Genomic DNA, 18125 nt, shown 5'->3' with positions numbered 1-18125 from the left:
CCTTACATGACAAAACAGATCTTGGAAGTCGGTAGCGCTACGACTTGATGCGCTCGTTGCCGGGGTCGTATAGCGGCTCCAGTGACGCTTGAGCGGGGTAACGCTTACATGCCACTTCAACCTCATAGCTGCCGCTGTTCACAAATTCCGAGTCAACACCACCTTGGTCTATTGGATTGTTGACGTAACCCATACCCACACTCCCTCCAAGCGTATGTCCGTACATACCACTGGTAATGTAGCCGGAGATTGTGCCGTCACGGATGATGGGCTCGTTGTGGTACAGCATCACCTCGGGATCTTCCATCAAGAACTGCACCATACGTTTTGCAACACAACCGCTCTTTTTTTGTTTAAGTAAAGCTTCGCGGCCTATAAATCCGCCTGGTTTGTCAAAGCGGACAGCAAATTCCAGTCCGGCCTCTATGGGCGTATCCTCATCAGCGATATCATGACCCCAGTGGCGGTAGGCCTTTTCGATGCGAAGAGAATTCATCGCATGCATGCCGACGTTGGCAAGTTCCAGATCCCGGCCAGCCTCAACCAACGTTTCATAGACATGTGCAGCCATATCACTCGGAATCAGCAGCTCCCAGCCCAGCTCACCAACATAAGAGATGCGCGACGCCCGAATGGTCGCGTAACCCAGTTGGATTTCTTTCGAACTTCCAAACGGAAATACGCTATTTGAAAAATCATCCGGACTCACCTGTTTCAGCAGCGCCCGTGAATTCGGCCCCTGGACGTTAATTCCTGCGTAGGCCGATGTTACATCGGTCAGCACAGCATGTGCATCTGACGGGATATGTCGCTGCAGCCAGTTATAGTCCCGGGTATGGCTGGAGAATGCCGTCATTACGAGGTAGGCATCTTCGGCCAATCGGGTCACGGTGAGGTCAGCTGATATTCCGCCTTGTTCATTTAGCCATTGGGTATAGACAATTCGCCCAGGCGCAACAGCCATGTTGTTTGTAGAGATGTAATTGATAATTTTTTCGGCATCTCGCCCCTTAAGGAGAAACTTGGAGAACGTAGAGATGTCCAACAGTCCGACATTTTCTCGAACAACCTGATGTTCATTACCGGAGTAATTTAGCCAATCGGGTTTGCCATATGTATGATCGTACTCAGGTTTGAATCCTTCTGGCGCAAACCAGTTGGGTCGCTCCCAGCCACCGGCTTCCCCGAAACAGGCATTCGCCTTGACCAAGTGCTCATGCAACGGTGAGCGCCGGATACCACGTGCGGTCTCAGGCTGTCGAAATGGCCAGTGCATCGCGTATAACAGGCCAAGGGATTCAGTTGTCCGGTCGTGCAGGTAACGCATGTTGGACTGAAATGACAGAGTCCTGCGGATATCCACGTCCCACAGGTCAACTGAAGGATGTCCGTCCCTGATCCATTCGGCCAGGACCTTGCCGGCGCCGCCGGATGACTGAATTCCGGTCGAGTTAAATCCCGTAGCCACAAACACACCCCGAACTTCAGGCGCCTCGCCCAGATAGTAACGATTGTCCGGTGTAAAGCTCTCCGGGCCGTTGAAAATCGTCTGAATCCCGGCTGTCTTAAGTACCGGAATGCGGTGCATCGCTTTTTCAAGCATCGGTTCGAAGTGATCAAAGTCTTCAGGCAGTTGATCAAAACTGAAATCAGGGGGAATTCCAGCACTGCCCCAGGGCTTGGCTACCGGTTCGAAAGCGCCCACAAGCAACTTGCCGGCGTCTTCCTTGGCATAAAAACAGGCCGATGGCTCGCGCAGTACCGGCAGTTCACTGGGTAGTTGATCGATCGGCTCGGTCACAATATAAAAGTGCTCGGCTGCATGGAGTGGGATATTGACCCCGATCTGCCGACCGAAATCGCGTGACCACATTCCGCCGGCAATCACCAGGTACTCACAGGCGATCTCTCCAGAGGCCGTCCGTACGGCGCTGATTCGACCATTGTTGATCGTCGCTCCGGTAACAAGCGTGTTTTCTAGAATCGTTGCACCGCCATTGCGTGCCCCCTTGGCCATAGCCTGAGTCACGTCGATGGGGTTGATCTGTCCATCACAGGGCAGGAAAACACCCCCGACGATGTCAGCGGTGTACATGACTGGATACTTCTCCGAGATCCACCCGGCTGAAACTTCTTCGACCTCAAGCCCGAATACCCGCGCCATCGATGCGCCCCGCTGAAGCTCTTCTAACCGTTCGCTATCGGTGGCGACAGAAATTGATCCATTCTGTTTAATTCCTGTGGCCTGGCCCGTTTCTTCCTCCAGCTCGAGGAAAAGTTCTGCACTGTACTGGGCGAGTTTGGTCATGTTTGCGGTTGCCCGAAGTTGACCGACCAAACCTGCAGCATGCCACGTGGTCCCGCAAGTCAGTTGTTTCCGCTCCAGCAGAAGTACATCAGTGATGCCGATCTTGGTCAGGTGATAGGCGACGGAGCAACCAACTGCGCCACCACCGACAATTACGACCTGCGCCTGCTCAGGCAGATTATCTGTCATCGTATTTACCTCTCGCCAAAAAGGACCTGCGATAGCAGGGGCTGATCAAAATTTCTGTTTTAATTCTGAACTGGAGTGTACCTAATTAGTGGGTGCTTCGATAACAGTGAAACACTGGCTGACATTTGGTGCCCTGCCGGGTTAACGTTGCGCCGTGTCTACAACGCTATCCAAACCTGAATTTCTCGAACTCTGGCCTACGCTGATCATGCGCGATTAGCTGCCGGCTGCAGAACCCGCAAACAACGCACTTGAATTAGAGATTATGCGGCTGGAATCGGAACGTCCCAATATCACCACAGACTACCTGACAGAGAATCTGCTGGCATCGACCCATCCCGCTGTGAGCTGGTTACGAGAGTGCATCAATAAAGCAGTCAGGGGTTACATCGGCCATCTGTCCATTGATTATCAGCTCGACTGGCAGCTGCAGGGCTGGCCAAGTATTAATCGCTTTGGCGACTACCATAATCTGCATAACCACCCGCATGCATGGCTCCCCGGGACTTATTCCATCAAAGTCCCCAACGCAAAGGTCACTCTACCCGGCCGCCAGGACAGAAATCCAAGTGAAATATCGTTCTATGATCCCAGACCACAGGCGAATATGAATGCCATACAGGGCGATGGACAGGTCGACCCGGAATTTCGTGTGCAGCCGGAGCCGGGTCAGCTCATTATCTGGCCGGCTTTTCTCCACCACATGGTACACCCGAATCTGGCAGAGGATGTTCGCATCTCTATATCCTTCAATGTTGTATTGCGTCAATCCGAATCTCATCTACCGCCCCAGTGAGTGGCGTCAAAACGTTGCGTGCTTCTCACTTCTGCTCTGTTGAGAGCGGAATGGGGTTAAAAATGGTGCCCGAGTCTCTGCAACACATCGGAGGGACCACTTTGCCAATATTGATGACGTCCGGCCTATTACCGGCCGCCGTGATTGCGGCAGTTCTTAATCTAGTTCTTCCCGACGAACAGGAATCTTGAACCCGCGGTGACGTTTCTTTGAACTAGGGGTGTCCCGGTATCGATCGGGACACCCCTATTATTCGTTCCATCTTCAAACCTTTCTTGCCTTGGCTCATTCGCATGATCAGGTTCCAGAGACTTGGTATAATTTGGTGACCATGCGCCCCCGTAGCTCAGCTAGGATAGAGCAATCGCCTCCTGAGTCAAACCTGGGCACCAGGGTCGGAAACGCCCTGCGTGAATCTGCTCAAACTCGGTGAACCCTCAGCACTCCGGGTGGTGGCAATACCGAGCCAAGCCCACACTGGGTGGGAAGGTGTAGAGACTTGACGGGCAGCACCTAAGGGCCTATAGCCTAGCGGTGAAGATAAAGTCCAGACCACAAACAGTGAGTGACTGGCAATGAAAATTGCAGTGGTAAGAAGCGATAGGTCGCAAGTTCGAATCTTGCCGGGGGCGCCAATCAAGCCTGTTTCTGCCTGTGGGAAACCTGTGTATAAGTCTGTGAGCAGCCTGTGAATTCTGATTGTAGGCGTCATGCCGGTCTGCTCAGGCGTCTCGGTGCCATGCTGTACGACGGGTTCCTGCTTGCAGGCGTTATGATTGTTGCTGCTATTCCACTGCCTTTTTTTCAGTCCGCGGCAGATGCATCTGCCGGGGTACGGGCTCTCATTCAGATTTACCTGGTCGTGGTCTGTTTCCTATTTTTCGGCTGGTTCTGGACGCATGGTGGCCAGACACTCGGCATGCGGGCCTGGCGACTTCAACTGTATCGTATCGACGGTCAAAACCTGACATGGTCAACTGCAGTTGTCCGCTTCTTGAGCGCACTGTTGTCCTGGCTGGCACTGGGACTTGGGTTTTTCTGGGTTGCCATCGACCCACAAAATCGAGCCTGGCATGATCGGCTATCCAAGAGTGTCGTGGTTGTACTCCCACGGCGTTCCTGATTGGTACCAGACAGCTGTAACTACCGGCAGTTTTTAAATACGATTCAATCTGACCGCGGGTTTATTCCAGACTTGCCATAATTTCTTTGTGGTAACTTCGATTGTCGTGTCGACTCATCTCCTGAAGTCCGGTCGGACTGGTGATGTTGATTTCGATCAGCATGCCGCCGATCACATCAATTCCTGCAAAAACCACACCCCGCGAAACAAGATCTGCCTTTAACCCGGCACAAATCTCCCGGTCACGGTCAAGGAGTTTGCTGGCCAGTGCCTCGCCACCCTGATCCAGATTATTCAGTTCCACCCCCTCAGCGTGCAGGCGAAGAATTGCACCCAGGGGCTCACCGTTCAGCAGCAGAATTCGCTTATCCCCCTCCTTCGCTGCATCAAGATACTGCTGAACAATCACCCAGTGAGAATCACCATGGGTTACGAGTCTGATCTGAGACTCGAGATCAGCCTGTTCGGCATCCACAAAAATGATGCCCGCACCTCCATGACCATCAATTGGTTTTAAAGTGGTGCGACCGTGCTGGTGTACAAAGTCAATGATCTGCGCCGAGTGCCTGGCAACCATGGTTGCCGGTGTGAACTGCGGATATTGCAGTGCGGCAAGTTTTTCGTTCCAGTCACGTATGGTCGACGGTCGATTGACCACCTTGACATGTGCTGGCAACAGGTCCAGCAGCATTGTCATATAAAAATAGGCGCGGTCTACCGGGGGATCGGTGCGGATCCACACAGCATCCATGTCTGCCAGCAGGACGGGTTCTGCTGATTCAGGTTGGAAAGGAACCTGTGGGTCATCCTGCACATTAACCCGCTGCGCTGTCGCGATAACTGACGAATCTTTTACGTACAAGTCACCGGCATCAAGATAGTAGACCTGATGTCCCCGCTCGCACGCTGCGAGCATCAAGAAGTAACTGGTGTCCTTGTAGGCCTTGACCCTCTCCAGCGGATCCATGATAAAAGCATGCTTCATAAGACAAGCATAACCGCTTTAACTGTCGATCGGCTAGCGGTCCCGGCGGCGTCTTCCCTTACGTACCCGCCCCGTTTCGGGCCTGTCGTGCATATCTAAACAACGCGCCCGTGTGCCCTCGGTTATAGGCCCGAGCTCCCCCACCACAGTATCGATATCCGGCACATCGCTTTTCTGGTGGCTTTCAAGCGCGAGTCGCATGGCCTTCAGGTGATCCGGTGTTGTACCACAACAGCCGCCAATAATTCGCGCGCCTGCGTTCAACGACAGGCGTGCATATTCAGCCATCAACTCGGGAGTTCCACTGTACTGGATTCGACCATCAACGTATGCCGGTATTCCACAGTTTGACTTCGCCACCAGGATGTCTCTTTCATCGAGCTGTTTGACCATTGCCAGTAATGCACCCAATAGATCAGCAGCCCCGATACCGCAGTTTGCGCCAAACGCCACCAGTCGGGGTACCATTTCGCGATAAAGACCAACAAGTTCCATCGGCGAAACCCCCATCATGGTGCTGCCATTGGTATCGAATGTCATGGTTGCTACAACCGGCAGTCCGGTCGTTGCTGCTCCCTGCCCTGCGGCACGCATTTCCTCTTTGGAGGACAGCGTCTCGAGCCAGAGCACATCGACACCTCCAGATGCCAGTGCTTGTGCCTGCTCTGTAAATGCTTCGGTGGCATCTTCGAGTGAAAGATTGCCAACCGGCTGGAGAATTTCGCCGGTGGGTCCGATCGAGCCAGCGACCACAACCGGATGGTCTGCCCGGTCCGCTTCCTCGCGTGCAATCGCTGCAGCGGCATCATTCAGTTCAGTGACACGATCTTGTGCGCCGTGCAACTGGAGACGATAACGAGTAGCGCCAAAACTGTTTGTTAGAACAATGTCAGCCCCGGCGCTGATAAACCTTCGGTGCAGATCTGCAACTCGGTCAACATGATCTGTGTTCCACAACTCCGGTGCATCACCGGACTCAAGTCCCATATCAAAATAATTGGTTCCGGTTGCACCGTCGGCGAGCAACCAGTCTTGCTGCTGAAGAAGCTGTTGGATCTGGGTCACGGATTAATACCTTTGTCGTTAAAGCGCGCAGCAGACATAAAAAAGCCCGCGCCGGCTGTTGCTAGAGCGGGTTTGTGACAACACTCTCGCTTTAGCAAATTTATTGAGCGCCCGCAAGCTGACCATCAAATCGGCGCCTTAGATCAACTAGGCTAACGCCCTCAGCCCGGTGTGTCAATTCCTTCAGGTTATCTGTAGCCGGTCAGGTAAGCCAGCGGATTGGCCGGATCAACGCCATCCATAAAAGGTTTCCTGCGCTCCTGATGAGTGATCTGGTAAACAGTTCCCAGCCAGTTATTGACAACCACCTTCCCCGTGTCTCCCCAAGTGTTATGAACCTGGATATCTGTCTCAGGAAACTGATCTACTAAACTCGGTTTGTCGGAGGACTTCATTGCTTTGTCCTGAAAACGTTGTAGAACTTTTTTTGCGTCTTCCAGAAAATAGCTGTCCGGGTAAGACGGGTAATCTTTGATTTCACCAATCAGATAACGGACGACTTCGCGTTTATACTCCTTGAGCAGGCTGTTATGGTCATATTCTGGATGCCCCTGGAAATAGACAAACCTGAAACCATCTTCGCTGGTTGCCAGATGGACACCGGCCTCGCCACTTTCCATCAGGATTTTGAGGTTGGCCGAGTTCATCTGCTCCGGATAAATTTCGTTCCAGCGCGAGTGGGGTACATCGAAGCGGGTATTGGCCCCCTGTACCAGTGGATGACCAGGTTTTGTCTGGTGACTGAATACACCCCAGCGTTTTGCCGGCAGCGGCTGACGCTCAATGCCATGAAAATGCAATAGTGCTGCATGGGTCGCCAGGCAGGCACACAGTGTGGACGTGACATTTATTCTGGCCCAGTCGAGCAGACTACACAGTGGCTCCCAAAATGCCTCGTCAACCAGCCTGGGATAGACTGGATTTGCACCACTGAGAATCAGCGCATCCAGACCTGACGCTTCGATATCTTCTGTCTGAAAATAGTACTGATCGATGTGTCGTCTGGCCTTGTCTCCACGGGGGATTGTGCGGGCGGTAAACGGATAAATATAAAACTGGGCGATGCGGTTACAGCCGCCTACAAGCCGAAGAAACTGCCGTTCCGTAGGCTCCAGGGCAGCGTCCGGCATCATGTTGAAAAGACCGATATGCAGTTCGCGTATCGACTGTTCCTGAGCTCGACGCGGCGTCAGTACCTCTCCGCCTTCGGCGCGGTACCGACTGAAACTGGGCAGTTGTGTATTCGCAACTAATGGCATTATTCAACCACGGCCATTGGCAACGAGTTCGAGAAAGTCATCCTCACCCTTGATATCATCAACCCGATCCGCCTCGACCACTACGCCGTATTCTTGCGCAATAGCCTCGTACAACGGCAGTCGATGCTCTACTAGCAGTGGGAACATCCAGCGGAAATAATTTCCAGGGTCAATCTGTTCCGGTCCATCGAGACTGTTTTCAGCCAGGTACAACGGCAGGACATGATCCAAAAATCTTTCCTGGTAATACATCGGCTTCGGGGCCATCAGTGACCGCTCAACAATCTGATTGAGTAATGCCACAGAGGGCTTTAGATACAAGATCAACGTCTCTTCAGCCAACTGGCGGATCACATCAGGCTCATCGAGTTCACACAGACTGCCACCGGCATCATTGATGAAATGCGGATAGCCATAGGTCTGAGATGACTTTTGGATGAAGTCACGTACATCGTACATCGCTGCAATTTCGGCTGACCGGTGGAGTACCTGACGTCGCTTAAACTCGGTCACAGACAATCCGCCCAATTCTGGATCACCGATCATACCGAGAAAGCTGGCGACCGGCGTGAGGTTATTGATCGTAATGTTGTGGCAGATATAAATTGAATCCGAACGCAGCAAGTCTGCCAGAAACGGCACTTTCATCGCCTCCCGCTTGATGTTGTCCAAAATAGGCTCATCCAGATAACGGGTGCCGATTCGGTAATCTCCTGAATAATGGAACCAGGTATCTCGAGGCAGCTTACTCGCGAGTGTGGTTTTACCCGACCCCGACATCCCCAACAATGTGATGGCCTTGGAAGGCCATGCCTTAAACGCCGTTGCGCTCATGTGCCGTTTGATCTGTACCACACTCTATCTCCTTACTGAAACCATTTATCCCACGAACCCACAGCCCGATGGGAGCAGGACCGCCTTTGAAGTACTGTCAATGTCCTTGTCTGCCCACGGGTGAACAGTTCAGGACCGTCTAGTCGCTGATTCGCACCACTGTTCTACCCGTAACGCGACCATCGATATAGGGGCTGAACGCCTCTGGCAGCATGTCAAAATCGATAGTCCGGCCCGAGATCATGTCAAGGTGTGCCGGCTTGAGGTCGGTAGCTAACCGACTCCACGCCCGATTGCGCAATTCGTTCGACATTTCGATCGAGTTTATACCCAGTAGGGAAACACCTCGCAATATCATAGGAAGCACAGTTGTCTCCAGTTTGATTCCTCCGACATTACCGATTGAAGCAATGCTCCCCCACGGCTTCACGGTCCGCGTCAGCCAGCCCAGGACTTCTCCTCCAACATTATCTACAGCACCTCCCCACAAAGCTTTTTCCAGAGGTCGGCTCCCCATCTCCAGTGAACCACGGTCAACAAAATCACTGGCACCCAGCTCGCGCAAATAGTCGTGCTGGTCGGATTTACCGGTCAGGGCGACCACGTCATATCCCTTGCTGGCCAGCATTTCAATGGCAATACTGCCCACACCTCCGGTAGCACCGGTCACAATCATGGCCCCATTAGCGGGATCCTGTCCGTTTTCTTCAAGACGAATTATGGCCAGCGCCGCCGTAAAACCCGCTGTCCCCAGGGCCATCGATTCATGGAGTGTCAGCCCGTCTGGAAGCGGGACGATACTGTCTGAGGGTATACGGGCGTACTCTGAATAACCTCCATCGACTGTCTCCGACAACAGGGCACCACACACCAGCACCTGGTCGCCTACGCTGAAGCGATCGCTTTCAGAACTCGTCACGACGCCGGCTAGATCGATGCCCCCGTTGAGAGCGTCTGCCCGCAGTATTCGAGCTGTTCCGGTGGCTGCGAGCGCATCTTTATAATTGATGTCTGAATAGTGAACCTTAATGACCACATTACCTTCAGTCAGGTCATCTATCTCGAGTTGTTCGAACCCGACCCGAACATCTTTCCCCTCCTGGTGTATCCTGAACGCCTTAAAGGACATAGTATTCTCCGCTGTTTGTTGATTTACCTGGATCGAAGTTTAACTGGGATCGAATACGTTTTCGAACATGGGCCGGCCATATAAGTTCAGACCATAAACCAGCATTCATTCTATTTTGACCACATCAACCGCGTCGAGGAATCTACAGAACATGACCAAAGACACTCTTTTCAGCCGAATTGCGAAAGGGGAACTACCTGCTGACATCGTTTTCCAGGATGACCGTGTAACGGCTTTTCGGGACATCCATCCGCAGGCACCCACACACATTCTGATCATTCCAAACAAGATCATACCGACCGTTAACGACGTCACCGAATCTGATGAAGCGACGCTGGGACATATGTTTGTCGTTGCCAGAGATCTCGCCCGGAGCGAAGGTGTCGCCGACGATGGCTACCGCTTGCTGGTGAACTGTGGTGACCATGCCAACCAGGAGGTTCTGCATCTGCACATGCACCTGGTGGGTGGTGCCCCACTGGGTCGCATGCTGTCACAGCGAACCCGCAATCCGACGTAGCCCACAAACAGAATACCCTGCAACTTAAGCTTCAGAACAACCCTAGTTTGCTCGACGGACTGCAATCCCGCAGTCAAACCAAGCGCAGGAACATCTAAGCGAGTGACTTCAGCTCTGGGATTTTATTAAGGCCTGGTCTATATCCCACAGGATATCGTCAAGCGTTTCCAGGCCAACCGACAGGCGAATCATGTCGGAGCTCACACCCGCTGTGATCTGCTCCTCTTCGGTCAGTTGGCGATGGGTGGTGGATGCAGGATGAATCACCAGTGTTTTTGCATCACCCACATTGGCCAGGTGACTCAGAAACTCTACACCCTCGATGAACTTTATCCCGGCCTCCTGTCCCCCGTGGATACCGAAGGCAAGCAGACTGCCGGGCCCTTTAGGCAGATAGGTCTTTGCAAGCTCATGATAGGGGCTCTCTTTCAGGCCGGCATACTTTACCCAGGCAACTGCAGAGTGGCTCTGCAGATACTCGGCTACCGCCAGCGCATTGGCACAATGCCGGTCCATCCGCAAAGGCAGGGTCTCAAGCCCCTGTAGAAACAAGAAAGAATTAAACGGACTCAGAGTTGGCCCCAGGGTGCGCAATGTCTCCATTCTTGCTTTCATGGTAAAGCCAAAATCACCAAAGGTTTCGTAGAAGCGGATGCCATGATAACCCTTGGAAGGTTCTGTCATTCCGGGAAAGTTACCGTTATCCCACGGGAATTTTCCGGATTCGATTAGGGCTCCGCCAATAGACGTACCGTGACCACCGATCCACTTGGTCACGGAGTGCACCACGATATCTGCGCCGTGCTCGAACGGCCGACACAGGTAAGGCGTGGCAAAAGTGCTATCGATGACCAGCGGCAATCCCGCATCGTGTGCGACAGCAGCCACTGCGCTGATATCGAGCACATTGTTCAGCGGATTTCCAATGGTCTCAGCATAAACTGCCTTAGTCTTGGAGGTAATGGCCTTCGCAAAATTCTGCGGATCATCGGGGTCAACAAAATGCGTATTAATGCCCATCCGGCGAAACGTATAGTCAAACTGCGCGTACGTGCCCCCATACAGGGTACTCGAAGACACCAGTTCGTCCCCGGCCTCGAGCAGTGTCAACAGCGCCACCATCTGAGCAGCCATACCGGACCCTACGACCACACCGGCGCGACCACCTTCTAGTGTAGCCAGGCGCTCCTCGAGTACGGCACTGGTCGGATTCATCATCCGAGAATAAACATTGCCGAACGTCTGTAGATTGAACAGGCTCGCAGCATGATCAGTATCGTCAAAAACATACGACGTCGTCTGGTAGATGGGCACCGCCCTTGAACCTGTCGCGCTGTCCGGCAACTGACCCGCATGCAGGCACAACGTCTCGAACCCAAATTCCCGATCAGCCATTGCTTTGCCTCAGTACACCAACCAACGCGGGCGCTTGCTTGAAATAATGCCAGTCGTGATACCAAAAAGATTCAGCCCGCCCATCAGGCGGGCATGCTCTATCTTCATGCACCGATCCATGACCACTTCCAGACCGCTGTCTCTCGCAATAGATGCAGCTTCTTCGTTCACAACACCTAACTGAAGCCAGAAAACCTTGGCGCCAATCGCGACAGCACTTGTGGCCAGTGGTGGGGTAACGTCGGACCGCTGGAAAACGTCGACAACATCGACGGGGTCCGGTATATCCTCGAGTGCTGGGTAGCATTTTTGTCCCAGTATCTCTTTATAGTTCGGATTAACCGGTATGATCCGGTAACCATGATCCTGCAGATACTTGGCAGCAAAAAAACTCGGTCTCCACCAGTTTGCTGACAGACCGACCACGGCAATCGCCGTGTTCTGATTGAGAATTCTTCGAAGATCGCTGATATCCGTCATTATGTTTCACCAGTCACGTTACCGGCACTCCCCGGCCATCAGGGTAGAAGACGGTATTCTTAGTCGAGGATTTTACCCGGAATTATATTCCCCGGTTCGGGCTAATTTTTTGACCATTGGACAAAGCTGCCAGCAAGCCTCAACCCGATTGCTGATCATTGACTGCCATCCTTCAACAGTTCGGTCAGAACAAGTGAACCTAGAGCATTCAGATCGTCACTTTTACTTATCAGAGATAATTACACCATCTGCCATCTATCTCCGATAGAATGCCGGCGCTTTCCTTCTTAAGCGAGTAAATACTCTGAACCAAGCCAGCGCTACCCGATCAATACATCCAGGTTGGCTAATAGTTGTTGTCTGTTGTGCCGTCGGTATCCTGTGCTACGGTGTCCGTCATTCATTTTCAGCGTTTTTTCATTCAATTCTGAATGAGTTTGGCTGGGGGCGCGGCGACACCGCAATGATGCTCTCACTGCATCTGTTCAGTTATGGCGTGTTTGCGCCCATTGTTGGCGCCCTGACAGACCGCTGGAATCCCAAACGGGTTATGCTGGCTGGCGTGATCATTGTGGGTGCCACTGCGGCACTTTGCAGTCTGGGATCCGCACTCTGGCATTTCTACCTACTGTTTGGGGTACTCACCCCGATCGGACTGGCCTGCTGCGGGTCTCCCGTCATGAACCCGACCATCGCTAATTGGTTTTCAGACCACAGAGGTCTGGCATTGGGGCTGGCACAGATGGGTGGCGGCCTGAGCTTTGTTTATGTGATCGCAGTCGAATACACCATAGAGCTATTCAACTGGCGGTTTGCTTATGTACTGATGGGCGCTGCCGTTGTTTGTATTCTGATACCACTCATTGCGGCCTTTTATCATTTCCATCCGTCACAAAAAGGTGTGTCTGCCTTCCGCTCAAGATCCAACCGAGAACGCTCACCGAACCGGCCAAGACATGGTCAAAGCGAAAGACCTGAGTGGAATCTGCGACAAGCCTTAGCCAGCTACCGGCTCTGGCTACTGGTTATCTCGAACATGTGTTTCTGGGGCAGCGGCTGCTACCTGGTGATAGCGCATCAGATTAAATTCGCTCTGGACATGGGCTACACCGGAATTCTTGCGACTTCGGTTTTTGCGATGTTTGGCATTTTTATGGTGGTTGGGCAGGTCAGTTCCGCCGTCTCGGACATTGTGGGACGCGAACTGACCGTGTTGGTTGCAACAATACTCGTGGTCTTGGCGATCTTACTGTTAAGCAGTGTGTCCGACGATGAGAGCGCCTGGAAACTGTACGTTTATGCCATTACTTTTGGATTCGGTGCGGGCCTTTACTCTCCAACAATATTTGTCGGGGCCGCCGATATTTTTCATGGACGCCATTTCGGCACCCTAAACGGAATTATTCTCGCGGGCCTGGGCTTTGGCGGCGCCTTTGGGCCATCACTCGGTGGTTATCTGCATGACATTTTTGGCAGCTATCGCTATGCGTTCTTCTTCGCCATTGCCAGTTTTACGGTCGCTGGTATCTCATTTATCGTGGCCGCCCCCAGACACTACCGGCAGTGCCACTGACTTTTCTGACAACTGTGGATACACCTGCGCAACAAATCCAGCGTAGAACAGGCCGACTTCTTCAACGCCAGGCAAAGATTGGCTGTTCGTAGTGTGATACCCGGGTCGTTCGTCCGCGAAGTGCAACTTCTCCAAACTGAAAGGCAATTGCCGCGGTCGGTGTGAATACTTCATCTCGCAGTGACTTAAACAGGATGGACAGAACCGGGCTTTCACTTTCGGGAATATGATGCAACCGCGGTACACCGGGCTGCAAAAGGTCGCTGGCTGGTACGTAAAAAACCGCTTCGACCTCTTGAGGGTCCGACCTGATCTCTTCTGAGTGCTCGAGCCAGATCACAACAGGCGTGATTCTAAAGCCTGACCGGGTCGCAAAATCATCCAACTGCCCGATAACGTTTTCCTCACGAGCAGTTAACCCCAGTTCCTCTTCGAGTTCTCTGAGTGCAGCAGTCTGGACGTCCTCACCCTCATCCAGCCGACCACCGGGCAGTGCGTACTGACCGCTATGTCGAGCTAAGCCGCTCGCCCGGCGGGTCAACAAGAAACAAGCATCGTCAGTAGATGGATGCTTGACCACGACCACAGCAACAGCTGCTAGGCGCAGCGTCTGGTCATCAACCCCCAGTCGATCGAATGCATTCAGATTCTGCTGACAGTGCTCACGCAGCCGTGCGTCAAATGTGAGATCAATATCATCAGCAGCCACCGTGGAACTCCCGCGAGTACCAGCATCTCTCAATCACGTTCAAATATCTGCTGGCTCTCGACCCGCCGAGAGTTCGATCGGCTGGCCATGTGGCGTATTGAGGTAAGCACGACGCCACTGCTCCACTCGCGACCTTACAGCTTTACTATCCAACACGGATTTCTCAAGCAGTAGCTTCTCGAGTGCAGCGAGCCAGTAGTGATAATAGGTATCTCCCAGATCCTGATCGCCGCTTTCCCTGGCCTGACTGATCTGGGCAGCCAGCGCCGCGGTCCATTCTGACCATTGGAACAAGCCTTGTTCTGACAACCGTAGCACAAGAGCAAACGCCTGCGCTTCCCACGGTTCTGCAAATACCGGCGCCTGATCACCGCCCCTAGGATCTTCTGGCCCCATGGCAACCGAAGTATTCATACTGAGTTGAGGTAAGGTTCCCACAAATCGATGCTCACCCGAAACCCGTTCTTGTCACCTTGACCCCACAACTCTGCTGCCGAAAAACTCACGCTGTAGAGGTGCTGTCCTTCACGCACCCCCAACGCCTGACTATCCGGGTACACATGCGCGCCATGGTGATCGTCCACGACACCCTGCTTACCCCGTGCATATCGCGGTAAACGGGTATGCCCCTCGGGATTAATGTTCAGGACCTGCACGGAATCGCCAATCAGAAACCGTGGTGCCTGGTCGACCTCCATGTTCACCGGTCCCCCTTTAAGCATCGCTGTTTCGACATCGGCAGCCTGTAAAACTGCAGCTGTTGAGAAAGACTCTGAGAGATTTACGGTTCCACTGTCCAACTCCGACTGAGTGACCAGACCTTTTTCCACGAGCAAGGTAATAAGGCCATTGAACCAGTTCTTGTAATAACTGTTCCGCATATAGTCCGCCGGATGCTGACGTTCTCTGGAATGGCGCGACTCATCAAGGTTCCAGTGACGCAGAAACCCGGTAGCCAAGTTCAGGGCAAATACCCGCCGCTCCCACTCACCGTGAAATACGGGTTCACCCTGCTCGGGCTCTGGATCTATGGGTCCGAGTCCGTGCATACCCCCCAGGTCATGTCCGCCGTTCATCGTTCAGGTGTCCTTTGGTGGGTGGACTGTTTCCACACCGATCATGGAATTACGGCTGACCAGAGACATCAGTGCATCCTGGGTCCAGTCGGCCGTTCCGGCAGGCCGTTCCGGCAGGACCATATACCGCATCTCGGATGTCGAATCCCAAACCTTAACCTCGACATCAGGCCCGATCTCGGTACCGAATTCCGCCAATACGCCTCGGGGATCTATCACCGCACGGGCACGGTAAGGCGCCGACTTGTACCAGACCGGTGGGAGTCCCAGCACCGTCCAGGGATAACAGGAGCACAGGGTACACACCACCAGGTTGTGAACCGTGGGTGTGTTCTCAATCACTTTCATGTGCTCCCCCTGCCGACCAGTAAATCCAATAGACCCGATCGCCGCTGTGGCATCCTTAAGCAACCAGTCTCTGAACTCCGGTTCAGTCCAGGCCCGGGCCACGACCTGGGCGCCGTTTTTGGGTCCAACCCGGTTTTCGTAGGTGTCAATTAGAGCATCCAGGGCGGCAGGGTCAACCAAACCTTTCTCTACCAACAGGGATTCAAGGGCTTTGACTTTCAGTTCGAATTCAGATGGCGGTTCGGTATGGTGGTTATGGTCACTCATGGCTTCTCCTTACTGGAACACAGCAACTGCGAGCGCGAATTACCGCAACATACACATTTTTTCGCAAGCTTCGGCACGCAGGTGGCTTGTGGAATCAGAGCGATCATCTTAACTCAGTCTGGCCAATTTGTATCGGCCAGACGCAGTGAAATAGCACCTTCAGGTTGACCTTGCTCCTGACCGTGGTGCTGGGATCTGGGCCAGAACTGCACCCGTGGCGACAAGCACTGCGCCCGTCACTTGGCTCATCAGAAAAGTGCCGCCAGAATCAGGCACAATTCAGCGCCAAACATGGTCAATACAGTGCGGGGATAGGCTGTAATGACCAGTAAGCGATTCGCCGACACTCTCAAATACCACGTCCACAGAATTACCACACCCAACATCGATAGTTCGCCACCCTGAAAACCAACTTGAGTCTGAGTGCTGGGCCAGGCAACAGCGCGACCCACCTGGCGGGTCAGTTCTCCGACTGGGCAACCGTGTTCAGGGCACGTACCCAGCCAGCAAGTGTTACAGCACAAGGCCGTTGAGTGCCGCAGATCCCGAATCTGAATATAGAAATTTATTTCATTTTAGTCGGTAATTTAGAGATTTATTTTCTAGTTTTGGCGCAGCATTTTAGGCAAAATATGTCGCTTCGACGGTCAATAGAAAAATTAAGCTATTTCGTTGCACACACTTAAGACGGCGCGGATTAGGTCCCTCAACACGTCTGGCTGGCAGCTAAAACGGCTAGCGGGTACAGCAGGGGGTCAGTGCTTTAGCGACTTCGGCCGTGAATGCCCCTGGGGGTACAAGCCAACCCAAAAAACACTACGGGTTCACTGATGAAAGACAACTATTATTTTGACAACGCGGCAACAACACTGCCCAAGCCAGAACCTGTTTACCAGTTCATGGACAAGTTTTTCAGAAGCCATGGGGTCAATCCTGGTCGGTCCGGCCATGAACTTGCCATCGAAGCAGAAACCATGATCATTCAGACTCGGCGTATGCTGGGCGAATTCTTCAGCTTTGGTGGTGATTCGAACCGAGTGACTTTTTCTCTCAACGCCACAGACTCAATGAACCTTGCGTTGCTCGGACTCCTCAATCCTGGGGATCACATGATCATCACACGGATCGAGCATAACGCTGTACTGCGACCCGCCAATCACCTCGAACGCGACGGAGGTGTGAGCGTTAGCCGCATCTCTGCCGACGGACAAGGCTATATCGATCCGGAGGACGTCCGCAAGGCAATTACGCCTAAGACCCGCGTCGTGGTCGCTAATCATGCGTCCAACGTCATCGGGTCTTTGCAGAACATCGATGCTATCGGTAAAGCAGTCAAAGACACTCAGGCCATATTCATCGTAGACACCTGCCAGACAGCCGGCGTTGTCGCTATTGACATGGACGCCTGGGAAATCGACATACTGGTTTTTACGGGTCACAAGGGGCTCTTTGGTCCCATGGGCATTGGTGGGATGATCGTACGCGAGGGTGTTGAAATTCGACCCGTCAAAACCGGCGGCACAGGAGTCAATTCCATCTCGGATTTCCATCCGGACGAATACCCCCATCGAGTCGAGGCAGGCACACCCCCGATCCCTGGTATTGCGGGGCTTAATGCAGCACAGAAATGGTTTGCTGAACTGGGCCGAAGCAGTACGGGAAACGGCGCCGACCTGACTTCACACAAAGCAGCCTGCCATGCTGCGCAGGATCATATCCATACGCTGGAGAATCGGATGACCCATCGACTGATTGAGGCCTTCCAAGACACTCCGGGTGTTGTCGTTTACGGACCCACCGGGAAGCAGCCCAGGGTCGCAACACTTTCGATCAATATTGGTGATCTACCGGCAGAACAGGTCGGGACAATGCTAGACGCTGATTATAGACTTTGCGTGCGTGCAGGACTTCATTGTGCCCCTGTGGTTCACCGGGATCAGGGCACACTGGAGCGTAACGGCACTGTGCGTATCGCACCTGGTTATTTCACCGACGATGAGGACATTGAACAGGCGATCAAAGCTGTCTCGGAACTGGCGACACTATAAAATCGACCTAAAGCATGGCAA

General features: G+C 53.1%; 18 protein-coding genes. 5 read left to right on the top strand and 13 right to left on the bottom strand.

The features are described from left to right. Nucleotides 1–37 precede the first annotated feature (37 nt). Nucleotides 38–2497 carry an FAD-dependent oxidoreductase gene (locus MK323_06570; GenBank protein MCH2481822.1) on the bottom strand — a complete coding sequence of 820 codons (2460 nt, stop codon included), beginning with the start codon at nucleotides 2495–2497 and terminating at the stop codon, nucleotides 38–40. Nucleotides 2498–2762: 265 nt separating this feature from the next. On the opposite strand from MK323_06570, the gene MK323_06565 reads away from it, so the two are divergent. Both MK323_06565 and MK323_06560 read left to right on the top strand, forming a co-directional pair. Next, nucleotides 2763–3293, top strand: a complete 531-nt coding sequence (locus tag MK323_06565) for a 2OG-Fe(II) oxygenase family protein (protein ID MCH2481821.1) — start codon at nucleotides 2763–2765, stop codon at nucleotides 3291–3293. 688 nt (nucleotides 3294–3981) lie between these two features. After that, complete coding sequence (locus MK323_06560; protein ID MCH2481820.1) at nucleotides 3982–4416, top strand: RDD family protein; 435 nt, start codon at nucleotides 3982–3984, stop codon at nucleotides 4414–4416. 61 nt (nucleotides 4417–4477) lie between these two features. On the opposite strand, the gene gshB is transcribed toward MK323_06560, so the two are convergent. From gshB to MK323_06535, 5 genes are all read right to left on the bottom strand, one after another. Further along, nucleotides 4478–5383, bottom strand: coding sequence for a glutathione synthase (gene gshB / locus MK323_06555; protein ID MCH2481819.1), 906 nt, complete (start codon nucleotides 5381–5383; stop codon nucleotides 4478–4480). Between the two features lie 51 nt (nucleotides 5384–5434). After that, nucleotides 5435–6466 (bottom strand): betaine--homocysteine S-methyltransferase, encoded by a 1032-nt coding sequence (gene bmt / locus MK323_06550; protein MCH2481818.1) that lies wholly within the window; start codon nucleotides 6464–6466, stop codon nucleotides 5435–5437. Between the two features lie 188 nt (nucleotides 6467–6654). Then, nucleotides 6655–7725: a homoserine O-succinyltransferase gene (locus tag MK323_06545; GenBank protein MCH2481817.1), complete on the bottom strand. Its 1071-nt coding sequence runs from the start codon at nucleotides 7723–7725 to the stop codon at nucleotides 6655–6657. 3 nt (nucleotides 7726–7728) lie between these two features. Continuing rightward, complete coding sequence (locus MK323_06540; GenBank protein ID MCH2481816.1) at nucleotides 7729–8559, bottom strand: ATPase; 831 nt, start codon at nucleotides 8557–8559, stop codon at nucleotides 7729–7731. 139 nt (nucleotides 8560–8698) lie between these two features. Further along, nucleotides 8699–9688, bottom strand: coding sequence for an acryloyl-CoA reductase (locus MK323_06535; GenBank protein MCH2481815.1), 990 nt, complete (start codon nucleotides 9686–9688; stop codon nucleotides 8699–8701). A 151-nt stretch (nucleotides 9689–9839) separates the two neighbouring features. Here MK323_06535 and MK323_06530 point away from each other — a divergent pair, with 151 nt between their 5' ends. Continuing rightward, nucleotides 9840–10208, top strand: a complete 369-nt coding sequence (locus MK323_06530; GenBank protein ID MCH2481814.1) for an HIT domain-containing protein — start codon at nucleotides 9840–9842, stop codon at nucleotides 10206–10208. Nucleotides 10209–10316: 108 nt separating this feature from the next. Here the strand turns inward: MK323_06530 and MK323_06525 are convergent, their stop codons facing one another. Together MK323_06525 and MK323_06520 are read right to left on the bottom strand one after the other, a co-directional pair. After that, on the bottom strand, nucleotides 10317–11603 hold the full coding sequence (locus MK323_06525; GenBank protein MCH2481813.1) for an O-acetylhomoserine aminocarboxypropyltransferase/cysteine synthase: 1287 nt from the start codon (nucleotides 11601–11603) through the stop codon (nucleotides 10317–10319). A gap of 9 nt (nucleotides 11604–11612) precedes the next feature. Beyond that, nucleotides 11613–12083, bottom strand: a complete 471-nt coding sequence (locus MK323_06520; protein ID MCH2481812.1) for a CoA-binding protein — start codon at nucleotides 12081–12083, stop codon at nucleotides 11613–11615. A 427-nt stretch (nucleotides 12084–12510) separates the two neighbouring features. Here MK323_06520 and MK323_06515 point away from each other — a divergent pair, with 427 nt between their 5' ends. After that, nucleotides 12511–13656, top strand: coding sequence for an MFS transporter (locus MK323_06515; protein MCH2481811.1), 1146 nt, complete (start codon nucleotides 12511–12513; stop codon nucleotides 13654–13656). A 61-nt stretch (nucleotides 13657–13717) separates the two neighbouring features. Here MK323_06515 and MK323_06510 read toward each other — a convergent pair whose 3' ends face one another. From MK323_06510 to MK323_06490, 5 genes are all read right to left on the bottom strand, one after another. Beyond that, nucleotides 13718–14365 carry a CoA pyrophosphatase gene (locus MK323_06510; GenBank protein MCH2481810.1) on the bottom strand — a complete coding sequence of 216 codons (648 nt, stop codon included), beginning with the start codon at nucleotides 14363–14365 and terminating at the stop codon, nucleotides 13718–13720. Between the two features lie 39 nt (nucleotides 14366–14404). Continuing rightward, nucleotides 14405–14779 carry a nitrile hydratase accessory protein gene (locus tag MK323_06505; protein MCH2481809.1) on the bottom strand — a complete coding sequence of 125 codons (375 nt, stop codon included), beginning with the start codon at nucleotides 14777–14779 and terminating at the stop codon, nucleotides 14405–14407. Further along, nucleotides 14776–15441, bottom strand: coding sequence for a nitrile hydratase subunit beta (gene nthB, locus MK323_06500; GenBank protein ID MCH2481808.1), 666 nt, complete (start codon nucleotides 15439–15441; stop codon nucleotides 14776–14778). Before nthB ends, MK323_06505 begins: the two co-directional genes overlap by 4 nt. Before the next feature lie 3 nt (nucleotides 15442–15444). Then, a complete protein-coding gene (gene nthA / locus MK323_06495; protein MCH2481807.1) occupies nucleotides 15445–16056 on the bottom strand; it encodes a nitrile hydratase subunit alpha in 612 nt (203 codons plus the stop codon). Between the two features lie 248 nt (nucleotides 16057–16304). Next, complete coding sequence (locus MK323_06490) at nucleotides 16305–16508, bottom strand: hypothetical protein (GenBank protein ID MCH2481806.1); 204 nt, start codon at nucleotides 16506–16508, stop codon at nucleotides 16305–16307. Nucleotides 16509–16886: 378 nt separating this feature from the next. On the opposite strand from MK323_06490, the gene MK323_06485 reads away from it, so the two are divergent. After that, nucleotides 16887–18104 (top strand): aminotransferase class V-fold PLP-dependent enzyme, encoded by a 1218-nt coding sequence (locus MK323_06485; protein MCH2481805.1) that lies wholly within the window; start codon nucleotides 16887–16889, stop codon nucleotides 18102–18104. Nucleotides 18105–18125 lie beyond the last annotated feature (21 nt).

This window comes from Gammaproteobacteria bacterium, assembly GCA_022450155.1.
In the GTDB taxonomy this organism is placed as follows: domain Bacteria; phylum Pseudomonadota; class Gammaproteobacteria; order Arenicellales; family UBA868; genus REDSEA-S09-B13.
The sequence above is the reverse complement of the archived record's forward strand: the minus strand, read 5'-3'. Positions and strand labels throughout refer to the sequence as shown.

Bases quoted from the DNA above. Each gene is read 5' to 3' on its own strand.
- gshB (MCH2481819.1), bottom strand. From the start codon at position 5,383: ATGGATCCGCTGGAGAGGGTCAAGGCCTACAAGGACACCAGTTACTTC.
- MK323_06570 (MCH2481822.1), bottom strand. From the start codon at position 2,497: ATGACAGATAATCTGCCTGAGCAGGCGCAGGTCGTAATTGTCGGTGGT.
- nthA (MCH2481807.1), bottom strand. From the start codon at position 16,056: ATGAGTGACCATAACCACCATACCGAACCGCCATCTGAATTCGAACTG.
- MK323_06565 (MCH2481821.1), top strand. From the start codon at position 2,763: ATGCGGCTGGAATCGGAACGTCCCAATATCACCACAGACTACCTGACA.
- MK323_06505 (MCH2481809.1), bottom strand. From the start codon at position 14,779: ATGAATACTTCGGTTGCCATGGGGCCAGAAGATCCTAGGGGCGGTGAT.
- MK323_06520 (MCH2481812.1), bottom strand. From the start codon at position 12,083: ATGACGGATATCAGCGATCTTCGAAGAATTCTCAATCAGAACACGGCG.
- MK323_06545 (MCH2481817.1), bottom strand. From the start codon at position 7,725: ATGCCATTAGTTGCGAATACACAACTGCCCAGTTTCAGTCGGTACCGC.
- MK323_06485 (MCH2481805.1), top strand. From the start codon at position 16,887: ATGAAAGACAACTATTATTTTGACAACGCGGCAACAACACTGCCCAAG.
- nthB (MCH2481808.1), bottom strand. From the start codon at position 15,441: ATGAACGGCGGACATGACCTGGGGGGTATGCACGGACTCGGACCCATA.
- MK323_06540 (MCH2481816.1), bottom strand. From the start codon at position 8,559: ATGAGCGCAACGGCGTTTAAGGCATGGCCTTCCAAGGCCATCACATTG.
- MK323_06530 (MCH2481814.1), top strand. From the start codon at position 9,840: ATGACCAAAGACACTCTTTTCAGCCGAATTGCGAAAGGGGAACTACCT.
- MK323_06525 (MCH2481813.1), bottom strand. From the start codon at position 11,603: ATGGCTGATCGGGAATTTGGGTTCGAGACGTTGTGCCTGCATGCGGGT.
- MK323_06535 (MCH2481815.1), bottom strand. From the start codon at position 9,688: ATGTCCTTTAAGGCGTTCAGGATACACCAGGAGGGGAAAGATGTTCGG.